The organism is gamma proteobacterium symbiont of Scutellera amethystina (assembly GCF_059730845.1).
Map to the genome: position 1 here is coordinate 512,296 of NZ_AP035935.1, position 21,485 is coordinate 533,780.

Genomic DNA, 21,485 nt, shown 5'->3' on the forward strand with positions numbered 1-21,485 from the left:
GAAACAATGAAACAACTCGATCGGGCAGAGATTTCTGCCAGCACGCTCTATATCGTTCCTACCCCGATCGGTAACCTGGGTGATATCACGCAGCGTGCGCTGACGGTGCTTGCGAGCGTCGATCTGGTCGCTGCGGAAGATACACGTCATACCGGGCTGTTGCTACAACATTTCGCCATCAATGCGCGACTGTTCGCACTTCACGACCATAACGAACAGCAGAAGGCCGACGTGCTGTTAGCGAAGCTGCAGGAGGGCCAGAGCATTGCGCTGGTTTCCGATGCGGGCACGCCGTTAATCAACGATCCGGGCTACCATCTGGTGCGTCGTTGCCGCGAGGCCGGGGTGCGTGTGGTGCCGTTGCCCGGTGCCTGCGCGGCGATCACAGCATTGAGCGCGGCGGGATTACCGTCCGATCGTTTCTGTTACGAAGGGTTTCTGCCGGCCAAAAGTAAAGGACGTTGCGATGCGCTGCGTGCACTGAGTGACGAGCCGCGCACGCTGATTTTCTACGAATCGACCCATCGCGTGCTGGATACGCTACAGGATATGGTCAGCGTATGGGGCGCGGCGCGCTACGTGGTGCTGGCACGGGAGCTGACCAAAACCTGGGAGTCATTGTACGGTGCGCCGGTGGGTGAATTGCTGGCGTGGGTGCAGGCGGATGAGAATCGCCGCAAGGGCGAGATGGTGCTGATTGTCGAAGGCCATAAAGCGGATGAAGAGACGCTGCCGGCAGAGGCGTTGCGCACGCTGGCGCTGCTGCAGGCCGAGCTGCCGCTGAAAAAGGCGGCGGCGCTGACGGCGGAAATTCATGGGGTTAAGAAAAACGCCCTGTACAAGTATGCGCTGGAGCAGCAAGAGGCGTGACAAACGCGGGCGGATCGCCTATTATCCCGCGCCGAAGCTGACCAGACAGTCGCCGCTTTGTCGTCGTCCCTTTCGGGGGAGACGGGCAGAGGGGAGGAAAGTCCGGGCTCCATAGGGCAGGGTGCCAGGTAACGCCTGGGGGGCGTAAGCCTACGACCAGTGCAACAGAGAGCAAACCGCCGATGGCCCAGTAATGGGATCAGGTAAGGGTGAAAGGGTGCGGTAAGAGCGCACCGCGCGGCTGGCAACAGTCCGTGGCACGGTAAACTCCACCCGGAGCAAGGCCAAATAGGGGTTCACATGGTACGGCCCGTACTGAACCCGGGTAGGCTGCTTGAGCCAGTGAGCGATTGCTGGCCTAGATGAATGACTGTCCACGACAGAACCCGGCTTATCGGTCAGTTTCGACTTTTTTAATGAGCGCCCGCAGGTGAAAATCTGCGGGCGTTTTGTTTTTTGGTAAGGTGCGTGCTGTCCCTCATCCTAACCTTCTCCCGCAGGCGGGAGAAGGGACCGATTGTGCGTGTGGCAAGTCGAGTGCTCGCCCTGCCAGACCGCATCTGACTATTCCCTCATGTGGCACGAGGTCAGAAAACCGCAGCAGACTATTCCCTCTCCCCATGGGAGAGGGTTAGGGTGAGGGCAGAAAACCGCACGAAGCCAGATAAAACCGCACAAAAACCCCTTTCCCTGCGTAAAGAAAAGCAAATCCGCAAAAACATTCTTTTTCCTGTGCCAGAATAGGCGCGAGTTCAACTACTGAGGACAATTTTTCATCCACACCGGGAAAAGCAACAACGTGGATAAGTTGTAAAATTATGGATAACCATTTCGTTACACTTTACGTATTAACCTCTTCACCCACCTGCGTTTTCTGCTGCTCACTGAGCGATCGGCACTGGCGCTTCGCGCTGTAGTTTTTTCTCTCCTTCTTAGCTTTTTATCTTTTTCAGCTATCACGCTGCTGTTTGCGCGTGGATGGCGTTTATTTCTCACAGGAGAGAAATCATGCTGTACTGGATTTTATTAGCGTTAGCGATTGCTGCCGAAATTACAGGCACCGTGTCAATGAAATGGGCCAGCGTCAATGGCGGCAGCGCCGGCTATATTTTTATGCTGTTGATGATCGCCCTGTCATACATCTTCCTCACCTTTGCCGTTAAACGTATTGCCCTTGGCGTGGCTTATGCCATGTGGGAAGGCGTCGGTATTCTGTTTATCACCCTGTTCAGCGTGATGCTGTTTGACGAGGCGCTGTCAGTGATGAAGGCGGCGGGTTTGATCACGCTGATCGCGGGTATCGCGCTGATCAAAGCAGGGACATTCAGCCGTAAGGAGCTGCGTCATGACCACGCTTAACGTCGTGCATCTGGCCTGGCTGGCACTGGCCATCGTGCTGGAAATTGTGGCGAACATCGCGCTGAAATACGCCAACGGCTTCCGCCGTCCGCTGTATGGCGTGATATCGCTGGTGGCTGTCCTGGCGGCATTCAGTGCCCTGTCGCAGGCAGTGAAGGGGATCGATCTCTCGGTGGCCTACGCCTTATGGGGCGGTTTCGGTCTGGTGGCTACCGTAGCGGCAGGCTGGATCCTGTTCGGACAACGCCTGAACACCCGCGGCTGGCTGGGCGTGGCACTGCTGCTGACCGGGATGGTGTTGATCAAATTTGCCTGAGGCAGCGCAATACTGCCTGCCTTCCTTTCCCAATGGTGGGAGAGAAGGGCAGGCATGCGTAAGCCAGCCGTTAACCGCGGCCGTGCGGCTCATCCCAGTCAAAAGCCGGTCCCAGCGAAATAACGCCGTTCGGATTGATGGTCTTGTGGCTGCAGTAGTAGTGATGGCGGATGTGCGGCAGGTTTACCGTATCGGCAATGCCCGGCATCTGATAAATATCGCGCAGGAAGCCATTCAGGTTACGGTAATCACTGATGCGATGACGATCGCACTTAAAGTGGGTCACGTAGACCGGGTCAAAGCGCACCAGCGTGGTCCACAGGCGCAGATCGGCTTCGGTGAGGCGATCGCCGGTCAGATAGCGATGCTGACCCAGAATCTGCTCCAGCCGTGCCAGCGAATGGAACAGCGCGGTTACGGCTTCATCATAGGCCGACTGTGATGTGGCAAATCCACTTTTGTAGACGCCGTTATTGACGGTGTCATAAATCCAGCCGTTGAGTTCGTCGATCTTGTCACGCAACTCGGGCGGGTAGTAATCGCCGGCGCGAGCGCCCTGCGCGTCGAAGGCGCTGTTGAACATACGGATGATATCGGCGGATTCATTACTGACAATAGTGTGCTGCTTTTTATCCCACAGCACCGGCACGGTCACGCGCCCGCTGTACTGCGGATCGGCATGCAGATAGAGCTGATAGAGGAATTCGTTCTGATACAGCGAATCGCCGGTCGCGGCGGGGAAATCATCGTCGAAGGTCCAGCCGTTCTCCAGCATCAGCGGGTGCACCACTGACACCGAAATCATCTCTTCTAACCCTTTCAGCTGACGCATCAGCAGGGTGCGATGCGCCCACGGGCAGGCCAGCGAAACGTATAAATGATAACGATCGCGCTCGGCGGCAAAGCCGGCTTTCCCGGTTGGCCCGGCGCTGCCGTCTGCCGTGATCCAGTTACGCCAGACTGCTTCTGTGCGTTTGAAGCGGCCACCGGTTGACTTCGTATCGTACCAGGTGTCATGCCAGACACCGTCAATCAGTTGTCCCATAAGCCCTCCATAAAAAAAACGGGGCGAGGAAAATCCCCGCCCCTGCTATTCAGTATATGTGCTGTTGCACGGCTTGTGTGCTTAGCGTGCGGTTGCTGGCATAAAGCGCTGACGAATCAGGCGGTCAATGCTGTAAGCGCCCGGACCCACCAGACCCAGCACCAGGAAACCACCGGCGATGGACAGGTTTTTCATGAACATCAGCTGGTTAACGCCTTCCGCAAAGTTGCTGTGGAACAGGAACGCGGTAAGCAGCGTGAAGCCGGCGGTGAACAGCGCGGTGAAGCGCGTCAGGAAGCCGAACAGAATCGCCAGGCCGCCGCCCAGTTCCAGCAAAATTACCAGCGGCAGCAGGAAGCCGGGCACGCCCATCGCCTGCATGTACTGTGCGGTGCCCGCATAGGCGGTGATTTTGCCCCAGCCGGCAGTAATAAACAGGATGGTCATTAATACGCGTGCCAGCAGCAGGCCTGAGTCTTCGAATTTTTTCATCATTTACTCCAACAAGGTTTTTGGCGCAGGTTGTTGGCCTGCCGGGTTATTTTCCCGCTAAACCGCGTTAAACAGTTCGTCGGGCTGATGGAGGGAGATGATAGTCGCGCGCAGCAATAGTTGTAAGCGAGATAAACTGTCGATGTTATTCAGGAATTCTGAAGGAGGAAAACCGAACCTTTTCGATCCGGTTTAAAGTGGGAAAATTAGCGTGGCGGCATCGCCGATTTGATCATGCGCCAGGTGCTCCACAGGCCGAGTCCGCGTTTGGCCCAGCGCATGATGCGGTTGGGGCTGCGGATCGACCAGATGGCGAGCGCGCTGCTGCCAATCGCCAGATAGCGGCGCAGGCTGAGAAACGTCAGCCAGCCGCGATCGTACTGCGCGGTGCTTTCCAGCCAGTCGCGGCGCGCAGCGCTGAGATCCAGCCGCTGCTGCTGTACCTGATTAAGCAATTCATGAATGCGTGCTTCACGTTCACGCTGACTCATGAGCGATGCTCCTCGAGTAAGGTGCGATCGGTGTCCAGCTCTTTGCGCGTATGGCGCAGCAGCGTGGACTGCCGGGATTTACGCAACGTCCATAAACCAAAAATCAGCGCCAGCGCGAATAGCACGCCGGTGGTGATGGCAATCGCCATCAGCCGGTACTGCGCATCCACCGCCCAGATAATCAGCACCATCAGGCTCATCAATCCGAAAGCGGTAAACAGCATGGTCAGGCCTATCATGATCAACATCTGGATCAGATTGGCTTTTTCCTCTTCCAGCTCGGCAACGGCCAGCCGCACGCGTGTCTCGACCATGCCAACCAGCGTTGTCACCACGCGCTGACCTACATTGAAGACCCCTTTGCCTGGGCCGTGGCTCTGATTCTCGCTCATATCAACGACGTGAAATCAGGATGCCGATCAGCACGCCGACTGCTGCGCCGATACCCACGCCGTGCCACGGATTTTCACGCACGTAGACGTCCGCTTTCTCCGCCGCTTCACGCGTGGTCTGCGCGATGCGTTCGCCGGATTCGCCCAGCCGCTCGCGTGAACTCTCAATGGCACCGCGTGCTTTGTGACGCAGTTTATCCAGCTCGCTTTTCGACTTATCAGCCGAGCTGCTCAGCACTTCTTCCAGGGTGTCGGCAAGGTTTTTCAGTTCCGCACGCAGATGTTCAGATGTGGTGTCTTTAGCCATGGTGTTCTCCATTACATCATTTATTTAAGTCCGATTAATAAGGCTCGGCCTGCAGCTTTTTCAGCTCCTGGCGTGCCTCTTCCAGCTTCCGTTCGCGCTTACCGATCTTCTCCTGGTCTTTGCCTTCCTGGCGATCCTGCTGCAGTTCGCGCTCGCGCTCAGCCACTTTATGCTGCTGGGCTTCAATGCGTTCAGCGTGGGCGGATTTCAGTTTCTCGTCAGTGCAGTTGGCGCGGACTTCAGTCAGCGCGCGTTCCAGTCCGGTGACCCGGCGCTGGTTGTCGTGCTGTTTCGCCATCTCAATTTCGCGCTGAATATCCTGCTGTTTTTGCTGACACAGCGATTCCGCTGCCAGCAGTGAACCCGAGAGAGAGAAAAGAATCGCACCCAGCAGTAGTTGTTGTTTCATCAGGTTTTTACCTTCCATTGTTGACGACCTGTCGCAAACCGGACAGGAGGGGCATCCCAGCTTGTCGTCTGCTCGCGCTTACTTAAGAATAGACAGCAGACGAAAAAATTCAAAAAACACGCGGGGATAGCGAGGATTGAGGTGCCGCCGGGCGGTGAACCCGACGGCGGGGATCAGCTATAGGTGGGGCGATTAGCGTCCACCACCTGCTGTGACGCCTGCGGACCCGCCGCCACGACAAAGCCCTGTGGCAGCAGGCGGCGCAGTACTTTCTGCGCGGCCAGGCTCTGCTCTTCATTCTCAAAATGAATGACCAGCGCATCGCCTGCCGAGGTAATACTTTTAATCCGCACGCCCTGCGCCGAAAGCTGCTGATAGAGATAAAAGCCGTCCGGCAGATTGGTGCCGCTGTGTGCCACGCGGATCTTCACCACCGTTTCATGCTGCATCAGTTTGGGCACAATGCCGATAGCCAGCAGCGCCAGCACGCCAGCGCACAGCCAGGGGAGTAAACGCCTGGGAAAATTACGCAACCCTGTCATTACTGTGACTTCCCGTTCTGACCCGCCTGACGTTTACGCCACAGCACCACCAGTGAACCCACCAGACCGATGACCAGTAGCACCAGCGGCAGCAGCATCAGGCAGAACATCAGCTCATCTTCATAGCGGCGGAAAATGGGGGTTTTCCCCAGCGCAAAGCCGAGCACGGTAAGAATCAGCACCCACAGGAAGCCGCTCATCCAGTTAAAGAACTGGAAGCGGGCATTGCTCAGGCCAGAGAGGCCGGCAATGGTCGGCAGCAGGGTACGGACAAAGGCGATAAAGCGGCCAATCAGCAGCGCAGACAAGCCGTGGCGATGGAACAGACTGTGGGCGCGCTGATGATACTGCGCGGGCAGATGGGAGAGCCATTTCTGCACCGTCGGCGTATTGCCAAGCCAGCGGCCCTGAATGTAACTGACCCAGCAGCCAAGGCTGGCGCCGGTGGTCAGCACCAGCAGGGTAAGCGGGAAGCTCATGGTGCCTTTCGCGATCAGCACGCCGACCAGAATCAGCAGACTATCACCGGGCAGAAACGCGGCGGGCAGCAGGCCATTTTCGAGAAACAGAATCATGAACAACACGCCATAAATCGCCCACACCAGCGTGGGGTCGGAGAGCATTTCGTAATCCTGCTGCCACAGGGCATGCAACAATGCTTGCAAAATATCCATCAATCATTCCTGAACATCATTGTTAAACGTGCCCGTGAGGGGCTTAGGCGCAGGCGGGTTAAGTTATACATTTTAGGTATGCCACCTGAGCAGGATTTCCGGATCCATCCAGAATTGATTGTTAAATCAGCGACTTTTTATAGCCCTGTCGCAAAGGGTAAGAAAAGGGCGATAACTGTAACAAAAATCGCGGGATTCAGACAGTGTAAAGTCGCGGTCGCACAGGAGTTTTACCTTTTGACGCAGATGGTCAAAAGGAGCTTTACACGAGCTGACACTATTGCAGATTAACTGACTTTTTAGCCTGAAAATGCAGCGTTTCTGCCATTGCGGCTTCAGGGCAGGATCACCGGATTTTCTGCGAACATGTAGCGGTCGACGTTGAATTCGAAATCATCGGCGGTGGCGTCGAACAGCATCTGTTTAGTATTTTCCAGATGCTGCCACATCGCCAGTTTGCTGGCGGTGGGATCTTTGCGCATCAGCGCTTTTAAAATCTGGTCGTGATCGTCACACCAGCTGGTGATATGGCGTGCGTCAATGTGCTCGTGCAGCTTGAGCCAGTAAGGATTATGCAGCCGGTGCCGCCACATTTTCTCTACGATGGCGGCCAGCGCGCTGTTTTGGGTGGACTGCGCAATGCGCACGTGAAACTCCATATCCCATGTCGAATCGCGCGCGTGATCTTCCTGCCGGGCTTTTTCCTGAATTGCCAGCAGCGCCACGATGTCCTGTGGACGGATCTGCGTGGCGGCAAATTCGGCGACATTGCTCTCAATCAGCTGGCGCGCCTGCAGCAGTTCAAAGGGGCCATAGCTGGCAAAGTCCAGCTGATCGGCGGCGCTGTCGCGCGGTTGTGGCTGGTCGCTGATCACATGAATGCCCGACCCTTTGCGCACCTCGACGTAGCCTTCCACCTCCAGCATGATGATCGCTTCCCTTACCACGGTACGGCTCACCTGGTGCGCCTCCGCAATCATCCGCTCTGCCGGTAACTTTGCCCCCACGGCATAACTGCCCGCTTCGATGCGCTGCTTGAGTTCGCTGGCGAGTTGCTGGTAGAGGCGGCGGGATTCGTTCAGGTCCATGATTTTTCGGTTCTGTGAAAGACGGTAAGTTGTTATACCACTTACCCTGCGATGTCGCAAAGCGATGAAGCTGTTATACCATCTGGCAAGTTAAGAACCTGCGCGCCTGCTCAGGTTTGATGTTTAATTTATAGAATATACATATAGTTAATCTGATGGGAATAAGAGGTACGCCGGCTTTCGCCGTATGGCAATGATGGATAATGTGACGCAGTTGGCAAACAAATCTCCCTGTCGCTGAAATTGGTATGATAACTTTTGCGCATTAGCTGACCGATTTCATCTTCAAGGAAGCGACATGTTGCGACTCAACCGCCGCGATTTCCCCGGCGCACGCTATAGCGAACGCGTGATCCAGTTCGGCGAAGGCAACTTTTTGCGTGCCTTTATCGACTGGCAGCTCGACTGGCTCAATGAACATCAGGGCACCGATGCCGGCGTAGTGGTGGTGCGACCGCGCAACCGGATGCAGACGGAGACGCTCAATCAGCAGGATGGCCTCTACACCACGCTGCTGCGCGGGCTGAATGATGCCGGGGAAGCGCTCAGTGAAACCCGGCTGATCCGCAGCCTTAATCGTGAAATTCAGCCTTATCAGCAGTTCGAAGAATTCCTGGCTCTGGCACGCGCGCCGCAGATGCGTTTTGTGTTCTCCAACACCACCGAGGCCGGCATCGCGTATGCCGAACAGGATCGGCTGGAAGATCAACCTGCGTCGTCTTTTCCCGGCAAACTGACGCAGCTCTTGTGGGCGCGTTATCAGCACTTTGCCGGTGCCGCCGATAAAGGCTGGCTGATCGTGCCGTGTGAACTGATCGACCATAACGGCGACACGCTGCGCGCGTTAGTGCTGCGTTATTGCCAGCAGTGGCAGCTGCAAGCGACCTTTGCGCAGTGGGTGACGCAGCACTGCGCCTTTTACAACACGCTGGTGGATCGCATTGTCAGCGGCTATCCGCCGGATGGCGCACAGATCGCAGCGCAACTGGGCTATGACGACCGTTATCTGGTGGCCGGGGAGCGCTATTACCAGCTGGTGCTTCAGGGACCGGATGCGCTGATGCATGAGCTGCAGCTGACGGCGCTGGCGCCTGCCGTCAGGCGGGTGGATGACATCACGCCTTACAAGGCGCAGAAGGTGGCGATCCTCAACGGGGCGCACACTGCGCTGGTGCCGGTGGCGTTTCAGGCCGGGCTGGCGAGCGTGGGCGAGGCAATGAACGATGCGCAGCTGGCCGCTTTTGTCGACGCCCTGCTGCGCGAAGAGGTGATCCCGACGCTGGATTTGACGCGCGCCGAGCTGCACGCCTTTGCCGATGCGGTGCAGCGCCGCTTTCGCAATCCGTTTATTCACCATGCGCTGCTGGCGATTGCGCTCAACGGCATGACCAAATTCCGCACGCGCCTGCTGCCGGCGCTGTTACAGGCGCAGCAGCAGTGCGGCGACTGGCCACCGCGGCTCACCTTTGCCTTTGCCGCGCTGCTGGCGTTTTATCGCGGCCAGCAGGATGACCGGCAGTGGCCGCTGCAGGATGACGCGCACTGGCTGCAGCGTTTTGCCCGGCTGTGGCCGGCGGTCCTCACCGATGAACTCACCCCGCAGCAGCTGGTGAGCGACGTACTGAGCGACGCGCAGCACTGGGGCGAAGATTTAACCCAGCGGCCCGGCCTGGTTACGGCGGTCAGCCAGCAACTGCACAACATTCTCGTCCACGGCATGCGGACGGCCCTTAGCCAACTGAGATAACGCGATGCAACAGGCAATCAAAATACATTCACGCGACAACGTCGCCGTCGCGCTGCAGGATCTGGCGGCCGGCACCGAGGTTATCGTCACAGAACAGCGGATTACGCTGCAGCAGGATATCGGGCGTGGCCACAAGTTTGCGCTGCAACCGCTCAACAGTGGCGAGCAGGTGATTAAGTATGGGTTGCCGATTGCCCATGCCACTCAGCCGATCGCCGTCGGCGAGCTGATTCACTCCAGCAACGCGCGCACCAATCTGAGCGATGTCGATGACTATCACTATCAGCCGGAACACCTCACGCTGCCACCGCAGGCGGCGGATCGTGAGGTGCAGATTTATCGTCGCGCCACGGGCGAGGTTGGCATTCGTAACGAGCTGTGGATTTTACCGACCGTCGGCTGCGTGAACGGCATCGCCCGGCAGATTGTGTCACGCTTTCTCCGGGAGAGTGACGACGCGGCCGGCATCGACGGCGTGCACCTGTTCAGCCATCCCTTCGGCTGTTCACAGCTGGGGCAGGATCACGAAAATACCCGCACCATGCTGCAAAATATGGTGCGTCATCCCAATGCTGGCGCGGTGCTGGTGATTGGACTCGGCTGCGAAAACAATCAGGTCGATATCTTTCGCGACACGCTGGGCGGCTTTGACAGCGAACGTGTGCAGTTTATGGAGTGTCAGAAGCAGGATGATGAAGTGGAAGCCGGCCTGCAGCGGTTGCATGCGCTGTACAACGTGATGCGTCACGACCGCCGCCAGCCGGGCAAACTGAGCGAGCTGAAGTTTGGTCTCGAATGCGGTGGCTCGGACGGCTTTTCCGGCATCACCGCCAATCCGCTGCTCGGCTGTTTCTCTGACCAGATGATCGCCAACGGCGGCACCACGGTGCTGACCGAAGTACCGGAGATGTTTGGTGCCGAGCGCATCCTGATGAGCCGCTGCCGTGATGCGGCGATTTTCGACAAAACGGTGGCGATGATTAACGACTTCAAGCGCTACTTTATCGATCATCAGCAGCCGATTTATGAAAATCCATCGCCGGGCAACAAGGCGGGCGGCATCACCACGCTGGAGGAGAAGTCGCTGGGCTGTACGCAAAAAGCCGGGCAGAGTCAGGTGGTGGATGTGCTGAAATACGGTGAGCGGCTGCGCACGCCGGGGCTCAATTTGCTCAGCGCGCCCGGTAATGATGCGGTCGCCACCAGCGCGCTGGCCGGAGCCGGCTGCCATATGGTGCTGTTTACCACCGGGCGCGGCACGCCGTATGGCGGCTTTGTGCCCACCGTGAAAATCGCCACCAACACGCCGCTGGCGGAGAAAAAGCCGCACTGGATTGATTTCAATGCCGGACGACTGCTGGAGGGCACCAGCATGGAGACGCTGCTGGCGGAGTTTGTTGAGACTATTGTGGCAATTGCGAACGGCCAGCCGGCGCGCAATGAAGCTAATGATTTCCGCGAGCTGGCGATCTTCAAGAGTGGCGTGACGCTTTAAAGCGGCAGCGGTTAAAGCGCGGCACCGGTGGGTGCCGCGAAACGGGTTAACCGGCGGTACGTGGCTGACGTTCCGCTTCTGCCTGACATACGGCGGCGGTAAACAGAATGTCGGTCGAGGAGTTGAGTGCGGTTTCGGCGGAATCCTGCAGTACGCCGATGATAAAACCGACCGCAACCACCTGCATCGCCAGATCGTTAGGAATGCCAAACATGTTGCAGGCAACCGGAATCAGCAGCAGTGAACCGCCCGCCACGCCGGACGCGCCACAGGCACACAGCGAGGCGACAAGGCTCAGCAGAATAGCGGTGGGCACGTCCACGGCAATGCCCAGCGTGTGCACCGCAGCCAGCGTCAGTACGGTAATGGTGATTGACGCACCCGCCATGCTGATGGTCGCACCCAGCGGAATCGATACCGAATAAGTGTCTTCATCCAGATTCAGGCGTTTGGCCAGCGCCATGTTGACCGGAATATTCGCCGCCGAGCTGCGGGTAAAGAACGCCGTTACGCCGCTTTCGCGCAGGCAGGTAAACACCAGCGGATAAGGATTGCGGCGGATTTTCTGAAACACCAGCATCGGGTTGACCACCAGCGCCATAATCAGCATGCAGCCAATCAGCAGCGTCAGCAGGTGAGCATACTGCCACAGCGCGCCGAAGCCGGTTGAGGCCAGAATCGATGCCACCAGGCCAAAAATGCCCAGCGGCGCGCAGCGAATCACACAGCGCACCACCCAGGTTGCGGCATTCGACGCGTCATTCAGAAAGGCTTTGCTGCTCGGGCTGGCATGACGAAACGCCAGGCCAAGACCAACCGCCCACACCAGAATGCCAATGTAGTTGGCGTTCATCAGCGCTTCAATCGGATTGGCGACCATGCTCATCAGCAGGCCGTGCAGCACTTCGGTGATGCCGGACGGCGGGGTAATTTCGGTCGCGCCGACGTCCATCGACAGCGTCTGCGGGAACAGATGGCTGAAAATCACCGCGACCACCGCCGCGAAGAAGGTACTCAGCAGGTACAGCATAATGATCGGGCGAATTCTGGTTTTTTGCCCCTGCTGATGGTTGGCAATCGAAGAGATCACCAGCACCAGCACCAGCAGCGGTGCCACAGCTTTCAGCGCGCGCACGAACAGTTCGCCCAGCAGACCGACGGCTAACGCGGCATCGCGTGAAAGCCACGCCAGCGCCACGCCGGCAACCAGGCCAATCATGATTTGTTTTACCAGACTGCCTGAGAACAGGACGCCCAGCGGTCGAAGAAGATTATTTAGCATATTACGGTCTTTTTATCGCGGTATGAGTGTTGTGCGCGGTTGCTCCGCGCCAAACGGTTTGCCCGGCGGAGTATAAGGAAAAGTCCTGGCGAGAAAAGAGATAATTCTGTCGGTGCGCGCCAGATCGGTTTTTTGATCTGCTGATGACGGGAAGTGTGACAGAGATATGAAACGCGAAGGTTGGCACTGGCGAAACAAAGCAGGGGCGATTAGCGCCCCTGCAGAAGATTATCGTGAGATGCCTTTCTGGTCGTTTCTGTGGTTTACCCAGGCGTTAATCAGCAGCGTACCGCCGAGAATCACGCCGACCACCGTCAGCGAGATCGCCACCGGAATGTGATAGAACTCGACAATCAGCATCTTGATACCGATAAACACCAGCACGATCGCCAGACCGTACTTCAGCATCGAGAAGCGCTCTGCCACGTTGGCCAGCAGGAAGTACATAGCGCGCAGGCCAAGGATGGCGAACAGGTTAGAGGTCAGCACGATGAACGGGTCGGTAGTGACGGCAAAAATAGCCGGAATACTGTCGACTGCGAAAATAACATCGCTCAGCTCCACCATAATCAGCACCAGCAGCAGCGGTGTGGCAAACAGCACGCCGTTTTTGCGGGTGAAGAAATTTTCTCCGTGCAGTTCATCGGTCATGCGCAGATGCTTACGCAGCCAGCGCACCACCGGCTTATCGCCGACGGCAGCGTCATCGCCCTCTTTAGCGAAGGCCATTTTGATGCCGGTAAACAGCAGGAAAGCGCCGAAGATGTAGAGGATCCAGCTGAACTGTGTGACCAGCCAGCTGCCGGCAAAGATCATGATGGTACGCAGCACAATCGCGCCCAGCACGCCGTAAATCAGCACGCGGCGCTGCAAATTAGACGGAATGGCGAAGTAGCTGAACAGCATCAGCCAGACGAAGACGTTATCGACCGCCAGCGCCTTTTCCAGTACGTAACCCGTCAGGAAAGCCAGGGTTTGCGCGGTTGCGACTTGGCGCCCGGCACTGCCGTCGAGATACCACCAGAACGCGGCGGCAAACAGCAGAGAAACGGAGATCCACACCAGTGACCAGACGGCAGCCTGTTTGAATGACATGGTTTGTGCGCCGCGTCGTCCCTGTAAGAAGAGATCGATCGCCAGCATGATGAGCACGACGACAGCGAAGCTGCCCCAGAGTAACGGTGTGCCTACAGAGTGCATAGTCGTATCCTGTCCTGAAAATGAAAAAACGGCTGAGTCAGAAGACGTCAGCCGCTTTATAGAGCTGCAAGCAAACCTCGCCTTCCGGCAAGGTCTCACTTACAACACAGAATCAATTCCGGGTTGCCTGACGACCGGATGCGCTACGCATCGTAATGACGATCGGTCAGCTTACAAGTTACTCCCCTTTGCTGCGGCCAACATACGTGCAACCGCGAGCAGATTCAATGGGGGAGCTGTAATATTTTGCAATATTTACACTTCTTTCCGATCCGCCGGAAACACCACGCCGGTCTGGCGACGAATCTCTGTCAGCAACCGGGCGGTTATGCGTGACACCTCCAGCGCAGGGTGCTCCACCTGGCGCGTTTCCACCAGCCGGGCAAAGGTGTCTGCTTCATACAGCATAGTATTGATGTGCTGTGGCTGCGTCAGGTTCTGGCTCTCGCCGCCGCGCGGAATCAGGCGCAGCTGCTGGCACTCAGAAATTTTCTCTATCACCAGCGAGCCGGCTTCGCCCTGGATTTCGCTGGGAATCAGGGAATCACTGACTTTTGAGTGCAGCAGCGTGACGTCGAAATCGCCGTAGTCCATCACTACCACGCCGTGCGCATCGACGCCGCTTGCCAGCAGCGACGCCTCAGCTTTCACCTGCTGCGGCGCGCCCCACAGGGTAACGGCAGCGGCGAGGCAGTAATAGCCGATATCCATGATCGAACCGTTGGACCAGCGCGGGTTGAAGGTATTCGGGTTCTCACCGTCGAGATAGCGCTGATAGCGTGATGAGTACTGACAGTAGTTGAACAGCGCTTTGCGCGGCGTGCCCAGCTGCGGCAGCGCCTGTTGCAGGCGCAGGAACGTCGGCAGACTGGCGGTTTTGAACGCCTCAAACAGCACCACCTGATGCTGACGCGCACAGGCAATCATCGCCTCAGCTTCACGCAGGTTAGAGGCCAGCGGTTTTTCGCAGATGACGTGTTTGCCGTGCGACATGAACAGCAGTGCCTGCTCACAGTGCAGCGCATTGGGGCTGGCGATATACACCGCGTCGATTTCCGCACTTGCCGCCAGCGCCTCCAGTGAGGTAAAGGTCAGCGGACAGGGATAATCCGCGACAAAGGCGTCGGCCTGCTGCTGACTGCGTGAATAGACGGCGCTCAGTTTCATTTTGCCGCTCTCATGCGCGGCGTCGATAAACTGGCGGGTGATCCAGTTGGTTCCCACAATGGCAAAACGTATCACGGCTGGTTCTCCTGCACTCTGAAAGCGGCAGAGTAGCATGTTCCCTGGCGGCGCAGGCAGGCGAAATTTGATCCTGCGATCCGCATTCCAATATGATGATGCTAAACCCTTTTTTAACCGACATGCGGGGACGCCGGGTGAGCGGAAGCAAACACGCACTGAACTGGACCACACTGCTGATCGCCATTCCGGTGGGCCTGGTGGCCTCGCTGGTCACGCTGGCGTTTCGCGGCATCATCGATCTCATCAATCATTTGCTGTTTCACAGCGACAGCGAAATCACGGTCGCGATGCACGTCTGGCCGTGGATCTTCTGGCCGCTGCTGGTGGGGGCGGGCGGGCTGCTGGCCGGCTGGTTCCTGCGCTACGCGGTGGCGATTGAGCAGCAGGAGACGGTGAAAACCGATTACCTTGAAGTGATTAACGCGCGGCTGGATGCGGTGCCCACCAAAACCTCGCTGTTTCGCGCGCTGTCGTCGATTGCCAGTATCGGCAGCGGGGCGTCGATTGGTAAAGAGGGGCCGATGGTGCAGCTGTCGGCGCTGAGCGGCAGCCTGCTGGGGCGCTGGCTGCCAGCGTCCCTCAATATGCGCAACAGCGACATCGTCGCGATGGCGGCCGCCGCCGGTCTGTCGTCGGTGTATCACGCCCCGCTGGCGTCGGCGATTTTTGTCGCGGAAATTGCGTTTGGTATCTCTGCGCTACAGCGGCTGATTCCGCTGATTATCGCCTCGGCTGTGGCGGTAATGACCATGTGGTCACTGGGCTTTCGCAGCGCACTCTATCCGCTCTCCGACACGCTGTTTCAAATGGATCTCACCAGCCTGCTGATGACGGTAATCATTGGTTTTGCTGCGGGTGTGGCGGGCTGGCTGTTAATCAAGCTGATTGCGCGCAGCAAAGCGTTGTTCAGCCACGTGCGCTCGCTGCCGCTCAGGCTGGGCGCAGGCGGCTTTGCGGTTGGCTTACTGGCGCTGATCTCCACCGATATTCTTGGTAACGGCTATGAAGTGATCGTGAAAATCATTGAAGGCAACTATCTGCTGGCGGGTTTGCTCGGCCTGCTGGTGCTGAAAATGCTGGCGACCACGCTCTCGGTCGGCTCCAACGCGGTAGGCGGCCTGTTCACACCCTCATTATTGATTGGTGCGTTGCTCGGCGTGGCGCTGGCGCAGACTGGCGTGCTGCTGCATCTGCCGGTGGGCAATACGCTGCTGTATGCGGCGGTGGGCATGGCGGCGGTGCTGGCGGCGGTCAGTCAGGCGCCGCTGATGGCGATGCTGATGGTGCTGGAGATGACGCTCAACAGCAGCCTGCTGTTCCCACTGATGATCGCCTCGGTGCTGGCGTCAATGCTGGTCTACCGGCTGCAGTCCGCCAGCACCTATCCGGTGGTAAGCCATCACCTTAATCGTTCAGAAGCGAAATATGATTTTGATAATATGCGGGTTGATCAGCTGATCATCCCCGGCGCGGCGCTGCAGCCGGCGGAATCGGTCGGGCAGGCGCTGGCGGTGAGTTCGCTCAAGCGCGAGCGCTACGTCTACGTCATTAATCAGGCCGGTCAGTTTCTTGGCGTAGTATCAATTCATGATATTTCGCGCAAAGTGCTGGCACAGGAGATCACGCTGGATTCGCCGGTCAGCAGCGTGATGGATGATAATTTCCCCTGCATTTACCAGCACCAGAGCATGCGTGAAGGCTGGGAGGCGTTTGCACGCGTGACGCTGGAGCGTTTACCGGTGCTGAATAATGCGCAGGAGCGTCGCTTCCTTGGCGCATTGACCAAAACCAGTCTGATCCAGAAAGCGCAGGAGTTTCTTTAGGCCGCGTTGCCGCGCAGCGCCTGTTCGGTCATCCACAGGCGCGCGTCGAACTCCAGCTGGTGGTAGTCCGGTTCCATGTGGCAGCACAGCTGATAAAACGCTTTGCTGTGATCTTTCTCTTTCAGGTGCGCCAGTTCGTGTACCACGATCATGCGCAGAAAGGGTTCCGGCGCGAGGCGGAAAAAGGTCGAGATGCGAATTTCGGCCTTGGCTTTCAGGTTACCGCCCTGCACGCGGGAAATGGCGGTGTGCAGGCCAAGCGCATGCTTCATCACTTTGATTTTATTATCCCAGATGACCTTGCTCACCGGCGGCGCGCTGCGCATATAGCGGTTTTTCAGCGCCTGCGTGTAGTCATAGAGCGCCCGGTCGCTGACGACGTCGTGTGTATCGGGATAGCGCTGCTGCAAAAAGGCGGCTAATCGCTGATTATCAATCAGCAATTGCACCTGTTCGAGGATGTTTTCAGGGTAACCCTGCAGATAGATTAATGACATTGGGATTCCCGACGAAAGACAGTATACTGCGCCCCCTTTTCAGGGCGAAAATCGCGCAAAGTGTACCACGCCGGAGATTCCATGAGCCAACTTGAACTGACCGATCGCACGCTGACGCTTCAGCGCTTCCCGCCGATGCGCGAAGAGAGCCCGCTACAGGCGTGGGACGCCGCAGATGAATATTTGCTGCAGCAGGCGCTGCCGGCAGGCCCGGTGCTGGTATTCAATGACAGCTTTGGCGCGCTGACCTGCGGGCTGAACGATCGGGAAATCTGGCACGTCAGCGACTCGTGGCTCAGCCAGCAGGCCGCCCGGCAGAATCTGCGTCTCAACGGTCTGGATGAAGCGTCGGTACACTTTCTTGATAGCCTGGCGCCGTTGCCGGCTGCTCCGGCGGCGGTACTGATTAAGCTGCCCAAAGCGCTGGCGCTGCTTGAGCACCAGCTGCGCGCACTGCGGACGGTCGTCACGCCGGATACCCTGATTCTGGCGGCCGGCAAAGCCAAAGATATCCATAATTCCACGCTGCAGCTGTTTGAACGCATTCTCGGTGAGAGCAAAACCTCGCTGGCGTGGAAAAAAGCGCGTCTGATTTACAGCCATTTCAGCGCCCCGGCGCTGGCGGACGTGCCGGCGACCACCGTGTGGCCGCTCGACGAGACGCTGTATCACATCCACAATCACGCCAATGTGTTCGCCCGCGCCGCGCTGGATATTGGCGCGCGCTTCTTTCTGCAACATCTGCCGCACGATATTGAGGGCGAAATCGTCGATCTCGGCTGCGGTAACGGCGTGATCGGCCTGCAGGCACTGGAACAGAATCCGCAGGCCGAGGTGCTGTTCGTCGATGAATCTTACATGGCGGTGGCTTCCAGCCAGCTTAACGTTGAGCTCAACCGGCCACAGGATCTGGCGCGCTGCCAGTTTCGGGTTAACAACGTGCTGAGCGGTTTTCCGTCGGACCGGCTGCATGCGGTGCTGTGCAATCCGCCGTTCCATCAGCAGCACGCGGTGACCGACCACCTGGCGTGGCAGATGCTGCGTGACGCCAAACGCTGCCTGCAGTATGGCGGCGAGCTGCGCATCGTCGGCAACCGCCACCTTGGCTATCATCAGAAAATGAAGAAGCTGTTTGGCAACTGCGAGCTGGTGGCCTCTAACGCCAAATTTGTGGTGCTGCGTTCGGTCAAGCTGCGTTAATCACAGGCTGAGCGCCAGCTCAGTGGCCTGAGCAATGGCGCGCCGTGCGTCCAGCTCCTGCGCGACGTCGGCACCGCCGATCAGCCGCACGGCTTTGCCGCGTGCGGCCAGCGCCTGCGCCAGCGTACGCAGCGGTTCCTGACCGGCGCAAATCACGATGTTATCTACCGCCAGCGTCAGCGCTTCCCCCTGATGGCGCAGGTGCAGCCCGTCATCATCAATCTTCAGATACTCCACATCACCCCACATCTGCACGCCGTGCGCCTGCAGGCTGGCGCGATGGATCCAGCCGGTGGTTTTCGCCAGCCCGGCGCCCGGTTTGCCGGATTTACGCTGCAGCAGCCAGATCTGGCGGTCGGCAGGAGCCGGCTGTGGACGCATTAAACCGCCGCGCGCCTGAAGGCTGCGATCGATGCCCCAGTTTTGGTAGAAGTCTTCCTCGCGACCGGCGTGCTGCAGCAGAAACTCCGCGGTGTCGAAACCAATGCCGCCGGCACCGATAATCGCCACGCGCCGGCCAACCGGTTTTTTGTCGCGTATCACCTCGAGATAGCTCAGCACGCTGGGGTGATCGATGCCCGGAATCGCCAGCTGGCGCGGTGTGATGCCGGTCGCGATGATGACTTCATCCGCCTGTTCCAGTTCGTCGGCGCTGACGCGATGATTCAGGCACAGCGCAACGCCTGCGGCTGCCAGCTGATGGCGGAAATAGCGCAGCGTTTCGCTGAACTCCGCCTTGCCGGGGATCTGGCGGGCGATATTAAACTGGCCGCCAATCTGCGCATCGGCTTCATACAGGGTGACGTGATGGCCGCGCTGCGCCGCCTGCAGCGCGAACGCCATACCGGCCGGACCGGCACCTACCACCGCCAGGCGTTTTGGCTGCGCGGCGGCGATGACCGGCATCAGCGTTTCATGACAGGCGCGCGGATTGACCAGGCAGGAAGTGACCTTGCCGGCAAAGATTTGATCGAGACAGGCCTGATTACAGGCGATGCAGGTATTGATGGCGTCGGGCTGGCCCGCCTGCGCTTTGCTGACAAACGCGGCATCGGCAAGAAATGGCCGCGCCATCGACACCATGTCGGCAATACCGTCGCGCACAATCTCCTCCGCTACCTGGGGATGATTAATACGGTTGGTAGCGATAACCGGTACGCTGACGTGCTGGCGCAGATGCTGCGTGACCCAGGCGAAACCGGCACGCGGCACGCAGGTGGCAATGGTGGGAATGCGTGCTTCATGCCAGCCAATGCCGCTGTTGAACAGCGTCACGCCGCGCTGCTCCAGCGCCGTGGCAAGCTGCAGCGTCTCCTGCAGCGAGCTGCCGTTATTCACCAGGTCGAGCATCGACAGGCGAAAAATAATAATAAAGGCATCACCGACGGCGGCGCGCACCGCCTGTGTTACTTCCAGCGCAAAGCGCTGCCGGCGCGCCACATCACCGCCCCAGCCGTCGTCGCGCTGATTGGTATGGGCGACCAGGAACTGATTAATCAGGTAGCCTTCCGAACCCATGATTTCGACACCGTCGTAACCGGCCTGCTGCGCCAGCCGGGCGCAGCGCGCGAAATCCGCGATGGTTTGTTCAATCTGCGCTTCGCTCAGTACCTGCGGTGTAAACGGGTTGATGGGCGCCTGTAACGCCGAGGGCGCCACCAGATCGCGCTGATAGCTGTAACGTCCGGCATGCAGGATCTGCAGCGCAATTTTGCCCCCCTGTGCATGTACTGCATCGGTTATCTGGCGGTGCCAGCCGCACTGCGTTTCGTCCGTCAGCATGGCTCCGCCCTGCGCCACCACGCCCTGCGCATTGGGCGCGATGCCGCCGGTCACAATCAGCGCAACGCCTTCCCGGGCGCGCTCGGCGTAAAAGGCGGCGAGGCGCTGTGCGCCATCGGCATGCTCTTCCAGACCGGTGTGCATTGAGCCCATCAGGAAACGATTTTTCAGTTGCGTAAAGCCCAGATCCAGCGGGGCAAACAGATGCGGATAACGCTCAGTCATGATCACTTACTCAGTGAGTGGTCGGATGAGTGAATTCTAGCGGGAAAAGTGCGGGCTGGAAATTTGCGGCGCTCAGCCTGTGAGAAACATCAAAAAAAAGCAGGGCGGCAAGTCGCAGACGAAAGTATCGGACCACTTTCGCCAGGCACGGGAAGAAACCTGCGCGCCCTGTAATGGCATGAAGATTGGGCTAATAAATTAGCTCTGTGGTTATAAATTCCTGTATGACTCAATCTCTATAACAATCCCGGGTGAGGACGAGGTGATGATGCCATGCCTCAGTCGGATTAATCCGCAAGACTGGTCTTGATTTTGGCATCAGCAGGCACCATTTCGCCGTGCCAGTTCGATAATATCGACCAGATTCTTTGATTCGAGCTTTTGAAAAATTTTAGTTTTATAAGTACTGATAGTTTTGTTATTTAATCCTAATTCACAGGCAATGATTTTATTGGATTTTCCCTGCGCCAGCTGACGTAAAATAAGCGTTTCCCGCTCGGTCAGGCGCGACAGCATATCCTGTTCATTAACATAGCGCTGGCGCCGGTCAAGAATATCGCCGGGCAGATAATTTACATTGTTAAATACGCAGCCAATGGCGGCGATCAGCGTCTGAATTGGATCGTATTTCGACACGAAGCCGTTAGCGCCCTGACTAAGCGATTGTATAAGCAGGTGATTGTTACTGCTCTGACTGAGCAGAATGACTTTCATCCAGGTTTTAGATTTTACGATATCGCGTAAAAAGGCGATGCCATTTTTCTCTTTGAAATCAGGATCTAAAATCAGGATGTCGATGTGCTGATGAATAACATCGTCAATACCATCATTAATTGTGTTTGCTGTAGTGACACAATTAAAGCCATTCATTAATAATAAAGCCTGCACCCCAGCCGCAACAAGGCGATGCTCATCAACGATGAGAATTTTTGCATTAAACATAGATCTCCCTTTTACGACACCGATATGATGGCGCTGGCGGACATTATGTCTGGCGGCTTATC

At 57.7% G+C, this 21,485-nt stretch carries 22 protein-coding genes and 1 other RNA gene; 8 read left to right on the forward strand and 15 right to left on the reverse strand.

The window, feature by feature from the left end:
- Window positions 1-6: 6 nt before the first annotated feature.
- The 4 genes from rsmI (at window position 7) to mdtI (ending at window position 2,545) form a co-directional block, all read left to right on the forward strand.
- Window positions 7-870 carry a 16S rRNA (cytidine(1402)-2'-O)-methyltransferase gene (rsmI, locus tag AC6I79_RS02470; RefSeq protein ID WP_058759850.1) on the forward strand — a complete coding sequence of 288 codons (864 nt, stop codon included), beginning with the start codon at window positions 7-9 and terminating at the stop codon, window positions 868-870.
- A gap of 33 nt (window positions 871-903) precedes the next feature.
- Window positions 904-1,280, forward strand: an RNA gene (gene rnpB, locus AC6I79_RS02475) — RNase P RNA component class A.
- Between the two features lie 598 nt (window positions 1,281-1,878).
- Window positions 1,879-2,229, forward strand: coding sequence for a multidrug/spermidine efflux SMR transporter subunit MdtJ (gene mdtJ, locus AC6I79_RS02480; RefSeq protein WP_058759849.1), 351 nt, complete (start codon window positions 1,879-1,881; stop codon window positions 2,227-2,229).
- Window positions 2,216-2,545: a multidrug/spermidine efflux SMR transporter subunit MdtI gene (mdtI, locus tag AC6I79_RS02485; RefSeq protein ID WP_238561451.1), complete on the forward strand. Its 330-nt coding sequence runs from the start codon at window positions 2,216-2,218 to the stop codon at window positions 2,543-2,545. Before mdtJ ends, mdtI begins: the two co-directional genes overlap by 14 nt.
- A 70-nt stretch (window positions 2,546-2,615) precedes the next feature.
- On the opposite strand, the gene AC6I79_RS02490 is transcribed toward mdtI, so the two are convergent.
- The 9 genes from AC6I79_RS02490 to exuR all read right to left on the reverse strand — a co-directional run bounded on the left by AC6I79_RS02490 (window position 2,616) and on the right by exuR (window position 7,985).
- Window positions 2,616-3,590: a glutathione S-transferase family protein gene (locus AC6I79_RS02490; protein WP_021509710.1), complete on the reverse strand. Its 975-nt coding sequence runs from the start codon at window positions 3,588-3,590 to the stop codon at window positions 2,616-2,618.
- An 81-nt stretch (window positions 3,591-3,671) separates the two neighbouring features.
- On the reverse strand, window positions 3,672-4,082 hold the full coding sequence (locus AC6I79_RS02495; protein WP_010618799.1) for a DoxX family protein: 411 nt from the start codon (window positions 4,080-4,082) through the stop codon (window positions 3,672-3,674).
- A 206-nt stretch (window positions 4,083-4,288) separates the two neighbouring features.
- Window positions 4,289-4,573 (reverse strand): YqjK-like family protein, encoded by a 285-nt coding sequence (locus AC6I79_RS02500; RefSeq protein WP_010618800.1) that lies wholly within the window; start codon window positions 4,571-4,573, stop codon window positions 4,289-4,291.
- The gene (locus tag AC6I79_RS02505; protein WP_021312955.1) at window positions 4,570-4,965 is read right to left on the reverse strand and encodes a phage holin family protein; all 396 of its coding nucleotides are present in this window, start codon (window positions 4,963-4,965) and stop codon (window positions 4,570-4,572) included. Before AC6I79_RS02505 ends, AC6I79_RS02500 begins: the two co-directional genes overlap by 4 nt.
- A 1-nt stretch (window position 4,966) precedes the next feature.
- A complete protein-coding gene (locus AC6I79_RS02510; RefSeq protein WP_021509708.1) occupies window positions 4,967-5,272 on the reverse strand; it encodes an ElaB/YgaM/YqjD family protein in 306 nt (101 codons plus the stop codon).
- A gap of 34 nt (window positions 5,273-5,306) precedes the next feature.
- Window positions 5,307-5,681, reverse strand: a complete 375-nt coding sequence (locus AC6I79_RS02515; RefSeq protein WP_136546454.1) for a DUF1090 domain-containing protein — start codon at window positions 5,679-5,681, stop codon at window positions 5,307-5,309.
- 173 nt (window positions 5,682-5,854) lie between these two features.
- A complete protein-coding gene (gene mzrA, locus AC6I79_RS02520; RefSeq protein WP_031280145.1) occupies window positions 5,855-6,223 on the reverse strand; it encodes an EnvZ/OmpR regulon moderator MzrA in 369 nt (122 codons plus the stop codon).
- Window positions 6,223-6,897 (reverse strand): DedA family protein, encoded by a 675-nt coding sequence (locus tag AC6I79_RS02525; protein ID WP_021509705.1) that lies wholly within the window; start codon window positions 6,895-6,897, stop codon window positions 6,223-6,225. Before AC6I79_RS02525 ends, mzrA begins: the two co-directional genes overlap by 1 nt.
- A 335-nt stretch (window positions 6,898-7,232) precedes the next feature.
- Window positions 7,233-7,985, reverse strand: coding sequence for a transcriptional regulator ExuR (gene exuR / locus AC6I79_RS02530; protein ID WP_498027529.1), 753 nt, complete (start codon window positions 7,983-7,985; stop codon window positions 7,233-7,235).
- 298 nt (window positions 7,986-8,283) lie between these two features.
- Here exuR and AC6I79_RS02535 point away from each other — a divergent pair, with 298 nt between their 5' ends.
- Together AC6I79_RS02535 and AC6I79_RS02540 are read left to right on the forward strand one after the other, a co-directional pair.
- Entirely contained in the window at window positions 8,284-9,732 is a 1,449-nt protein-coding gene (locus tag AC6I79_RS02535; RefSeq protein ID WP_498027530.1) for a tagaturonate reductase, read from the forward strand.
- A gap of 4 nt (window positions 9,733-9,736) precedes the next feature.
- Complete coding sequence (locus AC6I79_RS02540; protein ID WP_421039851.1) at window positions 9,737-11,227, forward strand: UxaA family hydrolase; 1,491 nt, start codon at window positions 9,737-9,739, stop codon at window positions 11,225-11,227.
- Between the two features lie 46 nt (window positions 11,228-11,273).
- Here the strand turns inward: AC6I79_RS02540 and sstT are convergent, their stop codons facing one another.
- The 3 genes from sstT to AC6I79_RS02555 form a co-directional block, all read right to left on the reverse strand.
- On the reverse strand, window positions 11,274-12,509 hold the full coding sequence (sstT, locus tag AC6I79_RS02545) for a serine/threonine transporter SstT (RefSeq protein ID WP_058771322.1): 1,236 nt from the start codon (window positions 12,507-12,509) through the stop codon (window positions 11,274-11,276).
- Between the two features lie 228 nt (window positions 12,510-12,737).
- Window positions 12,738-13,709 (reverse strand): TerC family protein, encoded by a 972-nt coding sequence (locus tag AC6I79_RS02550; RefSeq protein WP_498027531.1) that lies wholly within the window; start codon window positions 13,707-13,709, stop codon window positions 12,738-12,740.
- A 255-nt stretch (window positions 13,710-13,964) separates the two neighbouring features.
- Entirely contained in the window at window positions 13,965-14,951 is a 987-nt protein-coding gene (locus tag AC6I79_RS02555; RefSeq protein WP_498027532.1) for a Gfo/Idh/MocA family protein, read from the reverse strand.
- 137 nt (window positions 14,952-15,088) lie between these two features.
- On the opposite strand from AC6I79_RS02555, the gene AC6I79_RS02560 reads away from it, so the two are divergent.
- Complete coding sequence (locus tag AC6I79_RS02560) at window positions 15,089-16,777, forward strand: chloride channel protein (protein WP_215481603.1); 1,689 nt, start codon at window positions 15,089-15,091, stop codon at window positions 16,775-16,777.
- Here the strand turns inward: AC6I79_RS02560 and AC6I79_RS02565 are convergent.
- Window positions 16,774-17,274 carry a M48 family metallopeptidase gene (locus tag AC6I79_RS02565; RefSeq protein WP_325969632.1) on the reverse strand — a complete coding sequence of 167 codons (501 nt, stop codon included), beginning with the start codon at window positions 17,272-17,274 and terminating at the stop codon, window positions 16,774-16,776. The genes AC6I79_RS02560 and AC6I79_RS02565 overlap by 4 nt on opposite strands.
- A gap of 81 nt (window positions 17,275-17,355) precedes the next feature.
- Here AC6I79_RS02565 and rlmG point away from each other — a divergent pair, with 81 nt between their 5' ends.
- On the forward strand, window positions 17,356-18,474 hold the full coding sequence (gene rlmG, locus AC6I79_RS02570; RefSeq protein WP_498027533.1) for a 23S rRNA (guanine(1835)-N(2))-methyltransferase RlmG: 1,119 nt from the start codon (window positions 17,356-17,358) through the stop codon (window positions 18,472-18,474).
- Here the strand turns inward: rlmG and AC6I79_RS02575 are convergent, their stop codons facing one another.
- On the reverse strand, window positions 18,475-20,481 hold the full coding sequence (locus AC6I79_RS02575) for a 2,4-dienoyl-CoA reductase FMN-binding domain-containing protein (protein ID WP_498027534.1): 2,007 nt from the start codon (window positions 20,479-20,481) through the stop codon (window positions 18,475-18,477).
- 318 nt (window positions 20,482-20,799) lie between these two features.
- A complete protein-coding gene (locus AC6I79_RS02580) occupies window positions 20,800-21,423 on the reverse strand; it encodes a response regulator transcription factor (protein ID WP_021509694.1) in 624 nt (207 codons plus the stop codon).
- Window positions 21,424-21,485: the final 62 nt, after the last annotated feature.